This is a genomic window from Gluconacetobacter dulcium (genome assembly GCF_014174165.1).
Classification (GTDB): Bacteria; Pseudomonadota; Alphaproteobacteria; order Acetobacterales; family Acetobacteraceae; genus Gluconacetobacter; species Gluconacetobacter dulcium.
Map to the genome: position 1 here is coordinate 20933 of NZ_JABEQN010000002.1, position 18465 is coordinate 39397.

General features: G+C 65.7%; 12 protein-coding genes. 8 read left to right on the forward strand and 4 right to left on the reverse strand.

Going from position 1 to position 18465, the window contains the following annotated elements; translation table 11 throughout:
• Positions 1-34 precede the first annotated feature (34 nt).
• The 6 genes from HLH25_RS01770 (at position 35) to HLH25_RS01795 (ending at position 10840) form a co-directional block, all read left to right on the forward strand.
• Entirely contained in the window at positions 35-718 is a 684-nt protein-coding gene (locus HLH25_RS01770) for an ABC transporter ATP-binding protein (RefSeq protein ID WP_114727742.1), read from the forward strand.
• 33 nt (positions 719-751) lie between these two features.
• On the forward strand, positions 752-3223 hold the full coding sequence (locus tag HLH25_RS01775; RefSeq protein WP_182972446.1) for an ABC transporter permease: 2472 nt from the start codon (positions 752-754) through the stop codon (positions 3221-3223).
• Positions 3224-3317: 94 nt separating this feature from the next.
• Entirely contained in the window at positions 3318-5783 is a 2466-nt protein-coding gene (locus HLH25_RS01780) for an ABC transporter permease (protein WP_182972447.1), read from the forward strand.
• Between the two features lie 5 nt (positions 5784-5788).
• Positions 5789-7297, forward strand: a complete 1509-nt coding sequence (locus tag HLH25_RS01785) for a TolC family outer membrane protein (RefSeq protein WP_246400979.1) — start codon at positions 5789-5791, stop codon at positions 7295-7297.
• Positions 7297-9711, forward strand: coding sequence for an ABC transporter permease (locus HLH25_RS01790; RefSeq protein WP_182972448.1), 2415 nt, complete (start codon positions 7297-7299; stop codon positions 9709-9711). Before HLH25_RS01785 ends, HLH25_RS01790 begins: the two co-directional genes overlap by 1 nt.
• Positions 9712-9913: 202 nt before the next feature.
• On the forward strand, positions 9914-10840 hold the full coding sequence (locus HLH25_RS01795) for a L,D-transpeptidase (RefSeq protein ID WP_182972449.1): 927 nt from the start codon (positions 9914-9916) through the stop codon (positions 10838-10840).
• Positions 10841-10883: 43 nt separating this feature from the next.
• Here the strand turns inward: HLH25_RS01795 and HLH25_RS01800 are convergent, their stop codons facing one another.
• Positions 10884-11417 (reverse strand): VOC family protein, encoded by a 534-nt coding sequence (locus HLH25_RS01800; RefSeq protein ID WP_182972450.1) that lies wholly within the window; start codon positions 11415-11417, stop codon positions 10884-10886.
• Positions 11418-11925: 508 nt separating this feature from the next.
• Here HLH25_RS01800 and HLH25_RS01805 point away from each other — a divergent pair.
• Positions 11926-13254, forward strand: a complete 1329-nt coding sequence (locus HLH25_RS01805) for a hypothetical protein (protein WP_182972451.1) — start codon at positions 11926-11928, stop codon at positions 13252-13254.
• 51 nt (positions 13255-13305) lie between these two features.
• Positions 13306-13827, forward strand: coding sequence for a hypothetical protein (locus HLH25_RS01810; RefSeq protein ID WP_114727736.1), 522 nt, complete (start codon positions 13306-13308; stop codon positions 13825-13827).
• A gap of 54 nt (positions 13828-13881) precedes the next feature.
• On the opposite strand, the gene HLH25_RS01815 is transcribed toward HLH25_RS01810, so the two are convergent.
• The 3 genes from HLH25_RS01815 to HLH25_RS01825 all read right to left on the reverse strand — a co-directional run bounded on the left by HLH25_RS01815 (position 13882) and on the right by HLH25_RS01825 (position 18401).
• Positions 13882-14442 (reverse strand): peroxiredoxin, encoded by a 561-nt coding sequence (locus HLH25_RS01815; protein WP_246401042.1) that lies wholly within the window; start codon positions 14440-14442, stop codon positions 13882-13884.
• 71 nt (positions 14443-14513) lie between these two features.
• Entirely contained in the window at positions 14514-15908 is a 1395-nt protein-coding gene (locus HLH25_RS01820; protein WP_182972453.1) for a lytic transglycosylase domain-containing protein, read from the reverse strand.
• A gap of 303 nt (positions 15909-16211) precedes the next feature.
• Entirely contained in the window at positions 16212-18401 is a 2190-nt protein-coding gene (locus tag HLH25_RS01825) for an amylo-alpha-1,6-glucosidase (protein ID WP_182972454.1), read from the reverse strand.
• Positions 18402-18465 lie beyond the last annotated feature (64 nt).

An 18465-nucleotide genomic window follows, 5' to 3' on the forward strand; every position in this document is an offset into this window, starting at 1 on the left:
CCAACGGCCACGCAACGAACGGAATGCAACGGACATGCTGATCTCCCTTTCCCACATCCAGCGCCTCTATCGCTCCGACGAGGTGGAGACGACGGCGCTGCTCGATATCGAGCTTGGTATCGAGGCGGGCGAATTCGTCGCCATCATGGGCCCTTCGGGCTGCGGCAAGTCCACGCTGCTGAACATTCTCGGCACCATCGACCGGCCGACCGGGGGCTCCTATTCCTTCGGCGGGCAGGAACTGACCGAACTGGGCGAGGCGGCGCTGGCGGCATTCCGGCGTGAAAACCTGGGTTATGTCTTCCAGAGTTTCAATCTGATCGACGAACTGACGATCGAGGAGAATATCGAGCTTGCGCTGATCTATCGCCGGATGCCCAAGGCCGAGCGGCGGCGGCGGGTGGCGCATGCCATGGACCATGTGGGGATTGCCCATCGGGCACGGCATTATCCCTCGCAGCTTTCGGGCGGGCAGCAGCAGCGCGCGGCGATTGCCCGTGCCATCGTCGGCGAGCCGCGCCTGATCCTGGCGGATGAGCCGACCGGTAACCTCGATACCGAAAACGGCGCGCAGGTGATGGATATTCTCCAGCGCCTGAACGACGAGGGGGCGACCATCGTGATGGTCACCCATTCGCCCAGCCATGCCGACCTGGCGAAACGCCGCGTGGACATGCTGGACGGGCAGGTCGTGATTTCGGTCCGCAATGCGATCTGAGCGGTCTCCGTCGGGATCAGGGGAGTGTCGGCGATGCTGATGACCATCGTGCGCGGTGTCCTGCGGCAGGCGCGGCGGCACCCGGTTTATGTCGGGCTCGATCTTCTGGGGCTGGCGCTGGGGATTGGCGTTTTCCTGAGCCTGGCGTTGCTGGTGCGGTATGAATACAGCTTCAATGCCGGCCTGCCGGATGCCGAGCGGCTGGTGCGGCTGGACGAACGATGGACCGAGGCCGGCGTCGCACCGATGGAGGAAGCGGACGCGACCTTTCATGCCCTGCCGTTCCTGCGCCGGGATTTTCCGGAAATCGAGGATGCGGTGCCTTTGCTGGAGACGACGTTCCGGACCGGGCAAGGCGGGCAATTTACGGCATTCAACGGATACGAAACGGATTCGTCATTCTTTCGGGTTTTCGGAATCGGCCTGTCGCGCGGGGTCGCGGACGATGCGCTGTCGCAGCCGGATGGGCTGGTGCTGTCCGAAAAGGCCGCGATGAAGGCGTTCGGCACGCTCGACGTGCTGGGGCGGCGCATGGAGCTCAACCGGTCGGGGACGCGATCGGTCCATGTCGTGACCGGAATCATGATGTCCGTAACCGGACCTAACCTGCTGGCGAATGCCGAGATGGTCGTGCCCATTCCGCCCGAGGAAGCCCGGACGCGGTCATGCTTCCTGCATTGGAGTTCGTCCTGCGGCGAGGTTTTCCTGCGCCTGAAAAAGCCGGAGGATATCGGCGCCATCCGTGCGCGGATGCGCGATTTCGTCATACGCAATGCTTCGGGGGCGGCGGGTGACCATGTCGCCATCGGCCCGCACCCTGAAAAAATCTATGAAATCGTGGTCGTGCCGCTGCGCGAGGCGCATTTTCACGATGCCGGCGTGGACGACGCCGAGGATGGCGTGGATCGGAACGTCGTCAATGCGATCGGGCTGATCGGGTTTCTGGCCCTGGTGCTGGGCTGCGCCAACACCGTGAACCTGGCGACCGCGCGCGCCGGGCTGCGTGCGCGGGAGGTTGCCGTGCGGAAGACGCTTGGCGCGACCCGGCGCCTGCTGTTCGCGCAGTTCATGGGCGAGGCGTTGTTCGTGACCGCCCTTGCCGGGATCGTGGGGCTGGTGTTGTGCGAGATCCTGACCCCCGAGATCGCGAGCCTGACGGGCGAGGCCGTGACCGTTTCATATGGGTTCGTGCTGGCGGCCCTGCCGGTGGTCGTCGTGCTGACGGGCCTGGCCAGCGGGTTTCATCCGGCCACTGTTCTGTCCGGCTATCGCCCGGCGGCGGTGCTGGCGGCGGCACGCATGCCCTCGGGCGGGCGGGGGGCCGCGCGGTTACGCAATATCCTGGTCGCCGGGCAGTTCGCCATTGCGGTCGCCATCGTGATCTGCACGCTGGTGATCGACCGGCAGACCGCGTTCATGCGCGACGCGGACCGGGGTTATGTCAAATCCGGCCTGCTGATCGGCCAGCCGCTGCGCGGCAACGACGCAGCCCAGGAACGCAGGATGCTGGACGCATTGCGCTCGGTGCCCGGTGTCGCGGCGATCGGGTTCGGGGAACTGGAGCCGAGGCCGCATTCCATGTCCCGCTCGGCCTATAAATATGCCGGGCCGAACGGGCCGGTCGACATCCAGATATTGTTCGACCGGGTCGGGCCGGGTTATTTCGAGGTCTATCGTCCGCGCCTGCTGGCGGGGCGCTGGTTCGACCCCGCGCGTGGGCAGGACGAGGGGCCGGATGCCGATAATCTGCGCGATGGAACGGGCAGTTTCAATGTCGTGGTCAATGCCAAGACGATTGCGACGCTGGGTTTCGCCACGCCCGGGATGGCGATCGGGCAGGTTCTCACGAACGATGGGCTGAAGGCGCGGATCATCGGCGTGGTGGACGACATGCGCTTCGTCTCGCCGCGCGACCCGGTTTCGCCTGAGATCATCTTCTTCGACACGCTGGCCAGGGTGCCGTTCGTGGACCCCATTCCGGCCGTTCGTTTCCAGGGTGTCACGCGCGCCGTGATGGCGCAGCGGCTGGACCGGGCATGGGCTTCGGTCCGGCCGGAACTGGCCAGCTCTTTCCAGCCCGCCGACGAGCGGATGGAGATGTATTTCACGGGTGACGAACGGCGGGGGCATCTCTTTACCCTCGGCGCGGTGGTGGCGCTGCTGATCGCCTGTATGGGGCTGTATAGTCTGGCGGCCTTTTCGGCGATCCGGCGGGTGCATGAGATCGGCATCCGCAAGGCTCTGGGGGCTTCGGGCGGGCAGATCGCCGCTCTGCTGCTGCGCGATTTCCTGCGGCCGGTGGCGCTGGCCTGCGTGCTGGCGTGCCCGGTGGCGTGGGTTCTGATGCGGTCGTGGCTGTCGGGCTTCGACCAGCGCGTGCCGCTCAGCCCGCTGCATTTCCTGATTGCCATCGCGGGGGCGTTTCTGATCGCCACGCTGACGGTGCTGGGACAGACGCTCCGTGTCGCGCGCGCCGAGCCCGCGCGGGCGCTGCGGGCGCAGTAACCGACATGACGACATCCGCTCTTATTCCAGTCGTGCTTTCCGCCGTGGCGGGGAGCGTGGCCTTTTGCCCTGATGCGGGCTGAGGAGGCATCGCGTGCTTGCTACCATTCTGAGAAGCGTCGCGCGCCAGGCGCGGCGGCATCCGCTATATGTCGGGCTCAATATGTTCGGGCTTGCGCTGGGGATCGGCGTGTTTCTGACGCTGAGCCTGCTGGTGCATTACGAATATGATTTCAATGCCGGGTTGCGCGATGTGGACCGGCTGGCGCGCGTCGATACCCATTGGTCTTTGCCCGGTGTCGCGTCGGGGGAGTACGCGTCCGTCACGTTTCATGCCCTGCCTTTTCTGGAACAGGATGTTCCGGAAATCGAGGCGGCGGCGCGATTGCGGGAGGCCGCGCTGAATACGGTGCGGGACGGACGTTTCACGTCGTTTGTATCGCGCGTGACCGATCCTTCGTTCTTTCGCGTCTTCGGGTTGACGCTGCTGCATGGGCGTTCGGACGACGCCCTGGCGCGGCCGGAGGGGCTGGTGCTTTCGGACCGCGCCGCGATCCGGCTGTTCGGCACGACGGATGTGATGGGACGCACGGTGCCGGTCGTGAGCAGCAATGGGGTGACAGTGAACCATACCGTGACCGGCGTGCTGGCGCGCCGGACGGCGCCGGATTTTCTCTCGGATATCGAGATGCTGGTGCCGTTCGCCGCGACGGATATGAATGCGTCCTGCTTCGTGTCCTGGGGGAGCGATTGCGGCTCGATCTATCTGAAGCTGCGTCGGCCGGGCGACATCGCTGCCGTGAACGGGCGGATGCGTGATTTCGTCGTGCGCCATGCCGCGGGGGCGGAGAGCGACGCCAATGCGCTGGGTGGGCATCCGGAGACGGTGTACGCGCTGTCGCTGGCACCGTTGCAGGGCGCGCGTTTCAGCGATTTCCACGTTCTGTATGCCGATGACGGGGTGGATCGGACGGTTATCGACAGTATCGGGCTGATAGGGCTGCTGGCGCTGGCTCTGGCCTGTGCCAATGCGGTCAACCTGGCCACCGCGCGGGCCGGGCTGCGTGCCCGTGAGGTGGCGATCCGCAAGACGCTGGGGGCGTCGCGGCGGGTGCTGTTCGTCCAGTTCATGGGCGAGGCGATGTGTGTGGCCGTCATTGCCGGTGGGCTGGGCCTTGTCCTGTGCGAAATCCTGGTGCCCGAGGTGGCGAGCCTGACGGGAGAGGCGCTTGCCCTCCGCTATGGGCTGGTCGGGATGCTGCTGCCGCCGATCGTCGTTCTCTGCGGTTTCGCCAGCGGGCTTTATCCGTCCATGGTGCTGTCCGGCTATCGGCCGGCCGCCGTGCTGGCCGCCGCGCGGATGCCGTCGGGCGGGCGGGGGGCGGCGCGGCTGCGCGATGCGCTGGTGGCCGGGCAGTTCGGCATTGCGGTCACGATCGTGATCTGCATGCTGGTGATCAATCACCAGACGGATTTCATGCGGACGGCCGATCCGGGCTATGTGCGGTCCGGGTTGCTGATCGGCTCCGCGATGCCGGGCAAGGACCTGGCCGCCCAGCGCAGGATGCTGGATGCGTTGCGTGCGGTGCCCGGCGTGGCGGCGGCGAGTTTCGGCGAACTGGCGCCGAGCCCCGACAACAAGACCCGGTCGATCTTCACTTATGACGGGCCGGCCGGGCCGGTGCGCGTGCATCTGCTCCAGGATTTCGTGACGACACGCTATTTCGAGGTGTATCGGCCGCGCCTGCTGGCCGGGCGCTGGTTCGATGCGTCCCGGGGCATGGACGACTTGCCGGCGCGTGAGGACATGGCGACCCATACGGCCAGTGCCGTCCTGAACCGGATGGCGGTTGGGCGCTTCGGGTTCGCGTCGCCCGCCGAGGCGATCGGCAAGATAATCGGGACCGGCGGGACGACGGCCCGGATCGTCGGCGTGATCGACGATGTGCGCTTCGAATCGCCGCGCCAGGCGATCTATCCCGAGATCATGTTCTTCAACGCGCTTGCGCGGCGTCCGCTGACCGAGCCCATTCCTGCCGTCCGGTTCCAGGGTGTGGCGGCGGCCGACATGGTGCGGCGGCTGAACCGGGCATGGACGGCGGTTCTGCCGGATGTGCCGGGCGAGTTTTCGGCCGTCGATGCGCGGATGGCGACCTATTACAGCGGCGACGAGCGGCGGGGGCGGATCTTTACGCTGGGTGCGGTGGCGGCGCTGCTGATCGCCTGCATGGGGTTGTATGGGCTGGCGGCGTTCGCGGCCGCGCGGCGGGTGCATGAGATCGGCATCCGCAAGGCGCTGGGGGCGTCCGGGCGACAGATCGTGACGCTGCTGCTGGGCGATTTCCTGCGGCCGGTGGCGGTGGCGTGCCTGCTGGCCTGCCCCGTGGCGTGGGTGCTGATGCGGCAATGGCTGGCGGGATTCGACGAACGGATCGCGCTGACGCCGGCCCATTTCGTGATCGCGGTGGCCGGGGCGTTCGCCATCGCCATTTTCACCGTCCTTGGACAGACCTTTCATCTGGCGCGTGCCGAACCGGCGCGGGCCTTGCGGGCGGAGTGATCGCCATGCGTGTCTATCTGGAGCCTGATCGGAAATCTGATCTGGGGGACGCCACCCCGCGGGCCGTGCGCGTGCATCGGCGCGGATTTTCGGCCGGGCTTGTCGTGGCGTTCGGTCTTTCGCTGGCCGCCATGTCGCCCGCCGCCGCGCAGACGCTCCAGGAATCGCTCGGGTTGGCCTATCGCGGCAATCCGACATTGCTGGGCGAGCAGGCGAACCAGCGGGCCGTGACCGAGAATTCGGCGCAGGCGCGCAGCGGATGGCGGCCGACCGTGTCGGTCAACATGGATGCGAACTATCAGCAGGGGCCTTATACCAGCGCCTTCGCGCTGGGCACCTTCACGTCGAATTACGCCGAAGGTTATGTGTCGGCCAAGCAGACGCTGTATTCCTTCGGCCATGTCGCCAACCAGGTGCGGGCGGCGGATGCGCGGTCTCGGGCCGAGGGTGAAAATCTGCGCCTGACGGAATCGCAGGTCTTCACCGCCGCGATCAGTGCCTACATGGATGTGTTGCGCGATCGGTACGTGCTGGACGTGCGTGTGGCCGACCTGGAGATGCTGGTGCGGCAGGTGCGGTTGATCACCTCGCGCTATAATCTGGGGGGCGCGCCGGGCGAGCAGGTGACGCGCACCGATGTGGAGCAGGCCGAGACGCGCCGCCGGTCCGCCGAAGTGGCGCTGACGCAGGCACGGGCGACGCTGGCGGCGTCGGAGGCGAATTTCCGCGCCGTTATCGGCGTCATGCCGGCGCAATTGACCATGCCGGAGGGGTTGCCGGGCCTGCCGCCTTCGATCGAGCAGGCCGTCAGGGAGGCTATCGCCGCCAATCCGCAACTGGCGCAGACGCGCGAGATGAAGTCGGCGACCGAGGCGGATATCGATACCGCGCGGTCGCAATGGGGGCCGCAGATCCAGGTGCAGGGGCTGTTGGGGACCGTGGGGCCGGCGGCGCCGTTTCGGGGGCATGAATATTCGGAGCAGGTCAGTGGTACCGTGTCGCTGGTGCAGCCGCTTTATAATGGCGACCTTTATAATGCGCAGATCCGGCAGGCGCGCGACAAGGACGAGCAGGCGCGGCAGAATCTGGAGCAGGCCCGGCGGGTGGCGTTGCAGGATGTGGTGACCAGTTGGCGGGCGGTGGAGAACGGCTTGCAGGCGATCCAGGCCGGCACCGCCGAGGTGCGGTCGGGCGAAACGACGCTGAAGGGCTATCAGGTCGAATATGGCTATGGGCTGCGCAGCACGACCGACGTGCTGTATGCCGACCAGAATCTGCGGGCCGCGCAGGTGGATCTGGCGACCAGTCGCCATGACACGATTGTGGCCGAAGCGAAGCTGCTGGCCGCGATCGGGCGGTTGCAGGCCCGCGACCTGTTGCCCGGTGTCCAGCATTACGACAGCGGGGCCGCATTGCATCGTGCGCGGACGCGCGGGTGGGAGCCGCTTCAGACACCGATTGCCGCGCTCGACCGGGTGGGCTGGTCCTCCGGGCCGACAGGGGAGAGCAAGTGATGTTTGCGTCGGGTTTCAGAATTCTGCCCCGGCATGGGGGCTATGGGGCGATCAACCTGCTGGGACTGGGGCTGGGTGTTGCCGTCTTTCTGACGATGATGCTGATCGTGCGGTACGAATACGGGTATGACAGCTATCTGCCCGGTGCGTCGCGTATCTATCAGGTCGATGATGTTTTTCGCCCGGCCGGGCGGGCGCCTTATGAATCGAGTTATATCAGTTTCGTGCCCGTTCCTTTCATGGAGCAGGATTTTCCGGAAATCAGCCAGGCGGTTCGCGTTTTCGAAAGTCACGTGCCCGTGCGGGCCGGGGACGTGCTGGGACGCGATGCGGTGACATTGACCGACCGGAATTTTTTCTCGGTCTTCGATCTGCCTGTTCTGGAAGGGAACAAGGCGACCGCGCTCGATGGGCCCGGCAAGGTGGTGCTGTCGGCCACGATGGCGCGGAAATATTTCGGCACCGTCCATGCGATCGGTCGCCGGATGCGGATCGACAATAGTCATGACGAGAGTGTGGTGTCGGCCATCGTGGCCGACACGCCGCCCAATGCCACCAGCGATTTCAGGATCATCGCCGTTTTTCCGAGTTCCTGGATGGATAAATGGCCATTTCGCAATTGGGGAAGCCAGTGGGGGCATATATGGGTCAGAATTGACGATCCTGCGGCGGTGCCGCGGATTGCCGCCGGATTGCGCCGATACCCGTATCGGCACCCCGGAAACTGGAAGGAAAGCCTGATCCGTTTCACCTATGGCGATGGCGGGTTGACGTTGGTACCGCTGCGCGCGGTGCATTTTCATAATGCGTCGATCGGGGAGGGTGGGGCCAGCCGCAGGTTGATCGATATCCTCGGACTGGTCGGGCTGGCGGCGCTGGCGACCGCGATCGTGAATTACGTCAATCTGGCCACCGCGCGGTCGGGGCTGCGGGCGCGTGAGGTGGCGATGCGCAAGGTGCTGGGGGCGACCCGCGCGGCGCTGATCGCGCGCTTCATGGGTGACGCGATCATGCTGGTCGGGGTGTCGGTGCTGGTGGGGCTGGCGCTGACGGAACTCTCGCTGCGCTGGGTCAACATGCTGGGCGGGTGGACTGTCGGTTTCGACTGGCGCTTCGTGTTGCCGGTATCGGTATTGATCGTGCTGGTCGTGGGGATCGTTGCCGGGATCTATCCCGCTCTGGTGCTGTCGTCGTTCCGTCCGGCGGCGGTGCTGGCGGCCAGCCGGATGCCGGCGGGCGGACGGATCGAGAGCATGTTGCGCAGCGTGCTGGTGGTGCTGCAATTCGGATTTGCCATCGTGCTGGCGGTCTGCACGATCGTGATGACCGACCAGGCGGCGTTCGTTCGCGTGCTCGATCGCGGAATCAGCAAGGAAGGTGTGATCGTCGTCGATGCGCTGGCGGATGCCAGCCTGACGGCGCGGCAGGAGGAGATCGTGCGCCGGCTGGGCGAGGTGCCGGGGGTGCGGATCGCCACGCGATCGGACATGTATCCTCACCACACCGATGACAGTGACGATTATCGTCGTCCGGGCGGCGGCAGTCTGCTCCCTGTCTGGTGGGGTTGCGCCACGCCGGGATATTTCGAGGCGATCGGGGCGAGGCTGGTCGCGGGGCGCCTGTTCGACGTCCATCAGGGCAGTGATTATCACGCTGGGCGGGAGCAGGAAGGGGCGGGGAGCAGCATCGTCATTTCGCGCCTGACGGCGGAACGGTTCGGCTTTGCGTCGCCGGAGGCGGCGGTGGGGCAGGAATTGCGAGAGGATTGGGGTGGGCGAACCTATCGCATCATCGGGGTGATCGACGACATCCGGTTTGGTGGCGCGCATGAGCCGATGCGTCCGCTGCTGTATTACGGCCGTTCGGGGTCGTTTGGCGAGGCTGCTGCGATCATCCGTTACGAGGGGGCGTCACAGGCCGAGGAAATGGCGCGTCTGCGGTCGGCGTGGGCGAGCATTGCGCCGGATGTCCCGTTCTCGGCTCAGGGGGTGAACGATATATTCGCCGACGATTTTCGCAGCGACCAGAATTACGGTGTGTTGTTCGGCATCGGTTCCGCTGTGGCGATCGGCATCGCCTGTCTGGGACTGTTCGGCCTGTCGTCGTTCAACGTGTCGCGTCGCCGGCATGAGATCGGGGTGCGCAAGGTGCTGGGAGCGGATCGTCGGCAGGTCCTGACCTTGCTGGTGGGCCAGTTTCTGCGGCCGGTCTTTATTGCGAACGTGATCGCCTGGCCGGTCGCGTGGGTGTTCATGAGCCGGTGGCTGTCGGGGTTCGATCAGCGGATTGCGCTGACACCATGGCCTTTCGCGATCGCGGCCGGTGGGGCGGGGTTGATCGCGCTGCTGACCGTGCTTGGGCAGTCGGCCAGGGCTGCGGCCAATCCGCCGGCTGCTTCGTTGAGGGCAGGGTAAGAAGGGCTGCATGCCAGAAATGAGGATGGCGCATGATATGATCCGTGAGGATTGAGCAACACTGCGGATAAAACCGCTATTCTCCGGTCTCGGGTCGGGGAACGTCGGGGCTTTTCAAGCGTCAGGATCGCGGGTGGGTGGTGTTGGCGGGGCGGGAACACTCGTACGATGCCGCTGGCAGCCCACGGCGAAGAGGGGAAGCATGCGGACAGATTTTCCGGTGGCGGGTTCAGGGGCCGGTTTCCTGGCGGTGTTTTTCCTCCTGTTCGCGACCGGGGCCGCGTTGGCCGACCCGATGCCGCTGCTTCCCGAGGCGGTGGTGCCTCCGGCCGCGCCCGCGCCGACGGGCGCGCCAGCGGAGCAGGTTGCTCCCGCGCTTGATATTCCGCCCCTGCCGGCGCTGGATGACGAGGCCGCCAGGGCCGAGGCGCAGCATCTGCTTATGGCCATGCGGCGCGAGATTCCGCATTTTCAGACGGTATCGGCCAGGGATGCCGACCGATGGGTTGCGATGGCACGGGCGCAACTGGCGCGGGACAAAATGACGATCGACCGGGCGCAGGTGCTGATGGTGGTGGATCGTAATCCGCGTGTGCAGCGGGTCTGCTTTGTGCTTGCGCTACCGGATGATGATGCGTGGGTGGTATTGGGAGGAACCCGGGTTTCGACCGGGCAGGCGGGGCGTAAATATTATTACCTGACGCCGACCGGGGTGTTCATCAATTCGCCTGATCGGCTGGGCTATCGTGCCGAGGGAACGCGCAACGAGCATGGTATCCGCGGATTGGGTGCGCGCGGCATGCGGGTGTGGGATATGGGCTGGCAATGGGCGGTGAAGGGCTGGCGGGCTGACCGGGAGCAGGGGCAGATCAGGCTGGAAATTCATGCGACCGACCCGGATTTTCTGGAGGCGCGGTTGGGGCATCCGGCTTCGGAAGGGTGCGTGCGCATTCCGGCGGCGCTGAACCGTTTTATGGATCGGCATGGACTGCTGGACGTGCAATATGAACAGGCGGCCAGTTATGATGGCCGCTTTCGGGCCTTGCTGCCGCGAGATCGCACGCCTTCGCCGATTGCGGGGGATGCGCTGGTGGTGGTGGACTCCGCGCAGAGTGAGGGGATGATCTGAGCGTCTGATCGAATGTGCGCGGAGCCTGTCAGGAACGTCTTGTTCAGCGCGGTGGCGGTATGTAGCGGGGTTGCGGTTCGATCGTGTCGAAGCCGCTGCGATCCGGTGTGCAGAGGAGTTCGATCGTCATGCCCCATGGCGTGCGTCCGTAGCAGAAAAAATTTCCTTTTCCTTCTTCAATCCCGAGTTGTTTGCCCGGTTCCGTCAGCAGCACGCCACCTGCATCCGTGAACCGTTTGGCTCCGGCCTGGATGTCGTCAACATAGACGGCGAAATGTTGCAGGCCCAGATCGCTCGCCCGTGCTGGCTTTGCCTGTTCCGGCGCCTGCATCTCGAACAATTCCAGGCTCGCGCCATTGCCCAGACGCATCATGCGCATCGCCACGACCTGCGTGCCCTTGACCAGGCCCAGGGTCTTTTCAGTATCCGGACCGGAAAACGGTGGCTGCGTGCGCTTGAGATTGTCATAGAGCGGAACAGCGCCGAACGCATTCACGAAGAACGTCGAGGCGGCTTCGAGATCGGGCACGGTCATGCCGACATGGTCGATGCCGCGCGGCAGGCCATTGGATGTCATGAAAAATACTCCTCTCCCGGACCCACAGGGTGATGACGGTGCGGGTATCTGCCAACGGAAACACCGTCAGAGTCATGGGGTAAAATGTCACATTTCCGGCGGGACGCCCTCTTTGGCCCTGGTAACGGAACGTTCTGGGTATGATTTTTGAACCCTGGGACGGCGCAGTTTTCCGCCATGAGGCGAACACGGTTTCGTTACCCGTAGCCTGAGGCGTTCTGAAAAGAAGGCGATTGCGATCCGGAATCGTCCTGATGGGATTTCATGCTGACAGGCTATAGGAAAAGTCGGCCTGCCCAGCGAGCGTGCGGCGAAGCGATATAGGCGTCGTCGCAATCCGATACGAAAAGGCGACTGCTTTTTTGCTCGCCTCTCTGGTGTGTTCTTGAATGTTTGATGATGGGGACGCGGGCGTGACGACGGGGCGGCATGTGCGCGTTATCCTGTGGCGATCGGGTGGGCGAGGATGATCCGCTTTGGCCCGGCTTTTCTTGCCGAAGGATGAACCATGCTGGCTGGTGCCGCATCCCTGATGAACCGCCGGGTAAGTTCCTGGGTAAGGCGCGGCGGAATATTGGGTATTCTTGTTGTTGTTCTGCCATCGGCGGCGCTGGGGTGGAGTAACCATCCACTTTGTACTTGGCAGGCCGTGGCAGTGATGCCGGGCATGGCCGAGCGTGTGGTCACCGCGGAGACGCTGGGTTCGTTTCTGGGCGATGTGTCCGATCGCTTGCCGGCTGCGCTGGAGGGGGAGGAGATTTGGGCGCGGGCGCATCTGCCATTTTATGCGCCGCGTCCGGATGCTCTGCGGTTTGGGGGAACATCGGCGGTGGGGAAGGATGCCGCGTCGCTCAGGACCGGATTTGTACAGGCGATCCGGGTGAATGAGGGGATGATGCTGGATCTTTATGTCCAGCGGCCGCCGGGTGTCGGGGTGCCGGCGGAGCGTGTGTTGCCTTGGTCTTCCGCGAGCGTCCTGAAAAGTCTGGAGGATACGGAGGCTGGTTCTCTGGAACGGGTGAGGGAAGGAGATGTCTTGCGGGTGGCCGATGTGGTGGCGACCGCGACGAATGAGCCAGATCTTGGGTTGGATATCGGGTTGTGGGCGGATAGTGGCTCGGCGCAGGGTGGACGCTACGGTTATGGCGCGCAGCCGTTTGGGAATCCGCATTTGGCATATGGCACGCAGGCGCCGTTCCATATGGGGTTCTACCACGAGAGCGGCCTTGTCTATCGGGCGGCTGGGTATCTTCAGCGCACCTATCCCGAAGCGCGGATTCATCTGTTCATGACGCTGTCGCGCTTTGCGTTTGCGCAGGGGCATCCTTACTGGGGCTGGCGGTTTGCCGGCTGGGCGATTCATTACGTGCAGGATCTGGCGCAGCCTTATCATGCGCGCGTGCTGCCCGGTGTCGGGGCGCTGACGATGGTCGGAATCGGGGCGCTGGATATGCTGGGGATACATGGCCCGCAGGTTGCCGCGGTGAGCCGTGTGACCAATCGGCATATCGTGCTGGAGACTTATCAATATCGTCGGATGTCGGCGGCCTATCGGGCGCATGACATGGATGATCCGCTGCTGGCGGCGTTGCGTGATACGTCCGATGACGGATCGTTGGAGCGGTTGGGGACGTCGTCGGTGCGGGAGATCGTGTCGGCGCAATCCGCCGCTGTGGCGGATGAGCTTGATGCGCAACTGGTCAGGACTTTTCCGGCTGCCGATGTCGTGGCGGAGCAGCCGGCGATGACGCGGCTTGTTGCCGACCGCATGCGTCAGGTGGGGCGGGATACGCGGGCCGTTATCCGTGTGCTGGACCCGGAGGGAGTGGGCCGGTGAGGGCGCGAACGCCGGCTTTTCAAAGCGTCTGGCTTCGCTCATGATCATGTGATGACGAAATCCGGATTGCTCCCTTGTCTTGTTCTGTCGGCTTTGCTCGCCCGGTCGCCTGCCTGGGCGGCTCAACCGGCGGCTTCGGGCGCGCCGACGCCTGCCAGCGTGGCTGCCGCGATCCGGGCCGATGGTGCGGCGCAGGCATTGGGCGCGTTGGACGACGCCGATACGTTCGATACCGTGACTGACGGGATCGCGGCGGCGGACCCCGCGTGGCTGGCGCTGGTGCCGGCGATGGGGCCGGGGCTGGATGCGGATAGCGGGGCTGCGGTCTCGGCGGCGCTTGCCCTGGCGTTGCCGCAGAAGCCGCGCCTTGTTCTGCCGCTGCTGGACCCGGCGACGCCTGCATTGGACCCGGCGCGGGTGTGCGCCCACCCATTCATGCATGATGAAGTGCCAGACCTGAAAGGGTATATCCGGCGTAGCCGTGCCGCCCTGCGGAAGGTGCGTGACGACGGGTTGCGCGTGGTGCGGGATCGGTGTCTGGCCGTCATGGGAACGGCGAAATCCGTTCCCTGAGAAGCTGATGGACAATGGGGCCTGGTGGAGGCCGGGCGTGGTTGCGACAGCGCGTCAGTGCTGGGGCGTGGGCGTGGTGGATCCGACCGCTTTCCAGGCGCGCAGGGCGGCCAGGGTGCCGCTGATATGGCCTTCGGGGGCCATGGCGCTGTAGGCGTAGAGAATATGGCCGTCCGGCGCGATCACGTAGGATGTGCGGTTGGCGTAATGCAGCAGTTTCATCTTGGAATCGTAGGAACTGGCGATCTTGCCTGCCGGGTCTGAAGCGACGGGGAAACGGCTGCGGCATTCGCTGACCGAGAAGCGGTCCAGCGTTTCGATCTTGTCCATCGAGACGCCGATGACCGTGGCGCCCAGTGCCTTGAACTGGTCCATCGCGTCGGCGAAATCATGGGCTTCGATGGTGCAGCCGCGCGTGAAGGCCGCCGGATAGAAATACAGGACCACCGGACCCTTATGCAGGGCCTCGGCCAGCGAGAAATTGAACTGTTTGCCGCCCAGGCTGGCCGGAGTGTCGAACAGGGGCGCCGTGCTACCCAGTGGCAACGCGGCCTTGGCTACGGAGAAGGACAGCAGCGTGATGCCCGACAGGGTGAGGGCGACGGGGAGCACCATGCTCAACCGGGTGGCGCGACGGAGGAGGGCGGAGCGGAGCATGGGCGGACCTTTCAACGGGAGGCGTGCGATCAGGACCGCGAGTCAGGCGAAATGATGACGCAATTGTCCGACCCCGTCGACAGGCGATGGCACGCTTCGACCGCAGCGTCATGCGACAGGCCGGTGAGCCGGGCGCGATAGAGCATGCCGTGGGGGGCGTGGATGCCGGCGACCTGCGGGCGGGCACTGGCCAGCACGCCGGCGGCGCGGCTGCGCGCATGACCCGTGGCCTGAGAGGCCAGCGATGCCGTGCCGAACGCGCCGACCTGGATCGCCCAGTCACGCTGGGCCGGCGCCAGGCTGCCGCGTCGCAGCAGCGGCGCAGGCTCGGCCATGGCGGGGCGGACGAGCTGGAAACCGTGCCCGGCGGACGAGGCGGGCTGGGGCGCGGGCGAGTGGGCCGCAACGGGTGCGGCGGATGCGATGGCGACAGGTGCGGGTGCCGGGGACGCGGAGGCCGTTGCGCTGTCGGTAGCTTCCGACTGCGCGCGGGAGGCCCAGGCGGCGCGGACGGCATCGGCCGACGTGCCCTGGCCGGCGGGGGCGACGGCCTTCCACGCCGTATAGGCCGGCGCCGGGGAGGCGGTGGCCTCCGCCGGAGCCTCGGCCACCTGGATCGGCTGGCTGTCGTTGCTGCTGCCCTGATGATCGTTGCGGTGGGCCCAGGCGGCGCGGACGGAATTGGTTTCGGTGCTGGTCTGCGCGGCGGCATAGACATGGCCGCGCGCGACATCGTGGGCTTCGACCATCAGGTCGGCCTGCGAGCGGACATTGGGGGTGATGCCGGCGATCTGCGGGCCGATCGCCGCGACGTAGTTGCGGGTTTCGCGCGGGAGCGACCGGTGGTGCAGCAGGAAGTCGTCCAGCCGGCCGGGACCCGTATTGTAGGCCGCCAGGAAGCCGGGGGAGCCGTAGATATCGTACATCTGCCGGATATAGGCGGTGCCGGCCATGATGTTGTCGCGGGGATTGAAGGGATCGTCGCCCAGCCCGTACTGGCCCTTCATTTCGTCATAGGTCGGCGGCATGAGCTGCATCAGGCCCATCGCGCCGGGGGCCGAGGTGACGAACTGACCGTTGCGGAAGAGTTGGCCGCCGGATTCGCGCTGCATGACCGAGCGAATCCAGGTATCCGGCACGTCGAATCGTTTGGAGGCTTCCATGATATAGGGGCCCCACGGATCGTCGGGCGGGCCGGGCGGGGCGTAGAAGGATTTGGCGTGAGCCCGGTATTCCGCGGCTTCCTGCATAACCGGGGCATGTTGCCCCGGATCGGTGGCGCAGGCTGCCAGCAGGCCGGCCAGTCCGACCGCGCCCGCGACACGGATGGCGAGCCGACCCTGTGCTCGTTCCGACAGGTCGCACGCGCGCTCCGTCGCGCGCCGGGACGGACGGGTGGGGCGGGCCTGCTTCTGTCGGGTCATCGGGCGTTCATCCGGGACGGGCGCGAGTTCCGCGAGGGGAGCGCCGAGGGAAAGGCAGAAATTTGGCGCCGATTATGGCGAAAATAGGGACCGGACCCCGTTTCGGACGTGAGAATGGCCATCTTCATCGTGAGCGCGTGCCACTCCTGGGCGGAAGTTCAGGTCAGAGAGGAAGAATATGCCCTAAATCTTTATAGAACGCCGTACTTCCGCGCAACATGATCGCGTTGCCGTAGCGATCATGTCGGCCTGTCGGAGCATGGGGACGTTGGGGCCGGCTTTTCGCACCGGCCTCGCCCGTGGTCAGTTCGTGATCTGCACCTGGATGGATTGCGTGCGCTGGACGACGTTGATCGCGACTTCGTCTTCGACGCGCACCAGGCGCACCGTGACTTTGTCGCCGCCGACTTCGAGGTTGTAGAGCGTCATCTGTTCCAGGAAATCGGGCAGGCGGGGGCGCTGGAAATGCACGGCGACCGCCGTCGGGTCGAAGCTCAGGCCGAGGACCGACTGGACCAGGGCCGGCAATGTCGCGGCCGCCCAAGCCTGCGGCGAGCAGGCGACCGGGTAGCGCACCGGCCCTTCCGCGCGGTTGCGGGTGAAGCCGCAGAACAGTTCCGGCAGGCGCCGCAAGTCCGTATGGAACGCGGCGTCGAACATGCCCCGGAACAGCCGCTCGGCCTCGTCGCGATAGCCGTGGCGGGCGAAGCCCAGCCCGATCAGGGCGTTGTCGTGCGGCCAGACCGAGCCGTTGTGATAGGCCATCGGATTATAGCGGGCCTCGCCCTCGGGGATGGTGCGGATGCCCCAGCCGGAGAAGGACGAACGGTGCATCAGCCCGGCGACCAGACGCGGCACGCGGTCGGGGGTTGCGATATCGGTCAGCAGGATATGCCCGGCATTCGACGACCGGACGCGGCAGGGGTTCTTGTGGCCGTCGAGCGCCAGGGCGTAGGTGCCGAGTTCCTCGATCCAGAACCGGTCATTGAAGGCGACGCGCAGGGCGTCGGCCAGTTGGTCCTGCCGGTCTGCATAGGCGGTGCGGCCCAGGCGACGACCGATGGTCGCGGCGGCGCGGCGCGCGGCGTAGACATAGGCCTGGACTTCACACAGCGCGATCGGCCCTTCGGCGAGGGTGCCGTCGGCGTGGAAGATGCTGTCGTAGCTGTCTTTCCAGCCCTGGTTGATCAGCCCGTCCTTGTTGCGGCGGCCATATTCGACGAAACCGTCGCCGTCGCGGTCGCCGTAGCGGTCGATCCATTCGACGGCGCGTTCGATGTTCGGCCAGATCGTCGTCATCAGCGCCACGTCGCCGGTGCGTTCCAGATACTGGCCGGCCAGCATGACGAAGAGCGGCGTGGAATCGATCGAGCCGTAGTAATGGCGGAACGGGACTTCGCCCAGTTCGGCCATCTCGCCGTGCCGCACTTCGTGCAGGATCTTGCCGGGCTCGGCGTCGGCGATCGGGTCTTCGGTGTGGGCCTGATGGCGGGCGAGGTAGGCCAGCACGCCGCGCGCGATTTCCGGGTCCAGCCACAAAGTGAGCATGGCGGTGATCAGGGCGTCGCGGCCGAAGGCGGTGCTGAACCACGGCACGCCGGCATAGGGGTAGGGGCCGGTCTTCTTGTCCGTCAGCAGCATGTAGATGTCGCAGATGCAGCGGCGGATGGCCTCGTTGAAGATCTCGTTCGAGGTCGCGATGGCCGCCGCGCGGGACGAGGACAGGCGCAGCGCGCGCCGCGCCTCGACCGCGCCGCTCAGGAAGCGGCGGTTGGGCTGGGCTTCGTGCCGCTCGGTGGGATCGCACTCGATTTCGTAATGGATCAGCACGCGCTGGCCCGGTGGCAGGTCGAAGCGGAAGGTGGCGTGCTGGGCGGTGAGTTCGGCCGGCGGCGGCCAGAAGCGCAGCATGGTGGTGCGGCGCCGGTCGTCCAGACCGTCATAGGACAGTTTCACCTCGGCCTCGCCGACCTCCGGCGCGGCCATCGTGCCGCGTCGGGGGCGGGTGGAGCCGCGTGCCTCGAACAGGTCGGCGAAATCGGCCAGGAAACGGATGTCGAGCAGGGCCGTGCGGGGTTCGACATCGAAATTGCGAATCTCGACGCGCTCGTAGCAGACCCGGTTCCACAGGAAGCGCGACCGGCGCACATGCAGCAGGTCGTGATTCATGTGCCGGCCGTCCGGGCCGTCGATATCCGTGTTGGTCAGGTCGACCGACAGCATCACGTTATTCTCGCGCACCGTCGAGGACAGCAGGATGGGGCGCGTACCCTGGAGGCTCATCGACAGGCCGGACAGATAGCGCGTGTCGTGGAAATAGAGGCCGTCGGCGATGCCGTCGCCGTAGAGGATATCGCCCGTCTGGTCGAAGACCCCGAACATGTCGCCCTGTTTGAGCGTATGCAGGCGGCGTTCCGACAGGAGGGATTTCGCGGCGACGGGGAAGCCGTCCAGTTCCCCGGCGTGCGTCTGGGTTTCTGTTTGGCTGTCCATGACGGGGGTCCTTCGCTTCGAAACGGTTATCTTTGTCCGGCAGTACCCGGGGGCGGGTGCGATC

Excerpts from the sequence above, each read along its gene's own strand:
- HLH25_RS01775 (WP_182972446.1), top strand. The coding sequence starts at position 752 with ATGCTGATGACCATCGTGCGCGGTGTCCTGCGGCAGGCGCGGCGGCAC.
- HLH25_RS01820 (WP_182972453.1), bottom strand. The coding sequence starts at position 15,908 with ATGACCCGACAGAAGCAGGCCCGCCCCACCCGTCCGTCCCGGCGCGCG.
- HLH25_RS01810 (WP_114727736.1), top strand. The coding sequence starts at position 13,306 with ATGACGAAATCCGGATTGCTCCCTTGTCTTGTTCTGTCGGCTTTGCTC.
- HLH25_RS01815 (WP_246401042.1), bottom strand. The coding sequence starts at position 14,442 with ATGGTGCTCCCCGTCGCCCTCACCCTGTCGGGCATCACGCTGCTGTCC.
- HLH25_RS01795 (WP_182972449.1), top strand. The coding sequence starts at position 9,914 with ATGCGGACAGATTTTCCGGTGGCGGGTTCAGGGGCCGGTTTCCTGGCG.
- HLH25_RS01790 (WP_182972448.1), top strand. The coding sequence starts at position 7,297 with ATGTTTGCGTCGGGTTTCAGAATTCTGCCCCGGCATGGGGGCTATGGG.
- HLH25_RS01825 (WP_182972454.1), bottom strand. The coding sequence starts at position 18,401 with ATGGACAGCCAAACAGAAACCCAGACGCACGCCGGGGAACTGGACGGC.
- HLH25_RS01785 (WP_246400979.1), top strand. The coding sequence starts at position 5,789 with ATGCGTGTCTATCTGGAGCCTGATCGGAAATCTGATCTGGGGGACGCC.
- HLH25_RS01805 (WP_182972451.1), top strand. The coding sequence starts at position 11,926 with ATGCTGGCTGGTGCCGCATCCCTGATGAACCGCCGGGTAAGTTCCTGG.
- HLH25_RS01770 (WP_114727742.1), top strand. The coding sequence starts at position 35 with ATGCTGATCTCCCTTTCCCACATCCAGCGCCTCTATCGCTCCGACGAG.
- HLH25_RS01800 (WP_182972450.1), bottom strand. The coding sequence starts at position 11,417 with ATGACATCCAATGGCCTGCCGCGCGGCATCGACCATGTCGGCATGACC.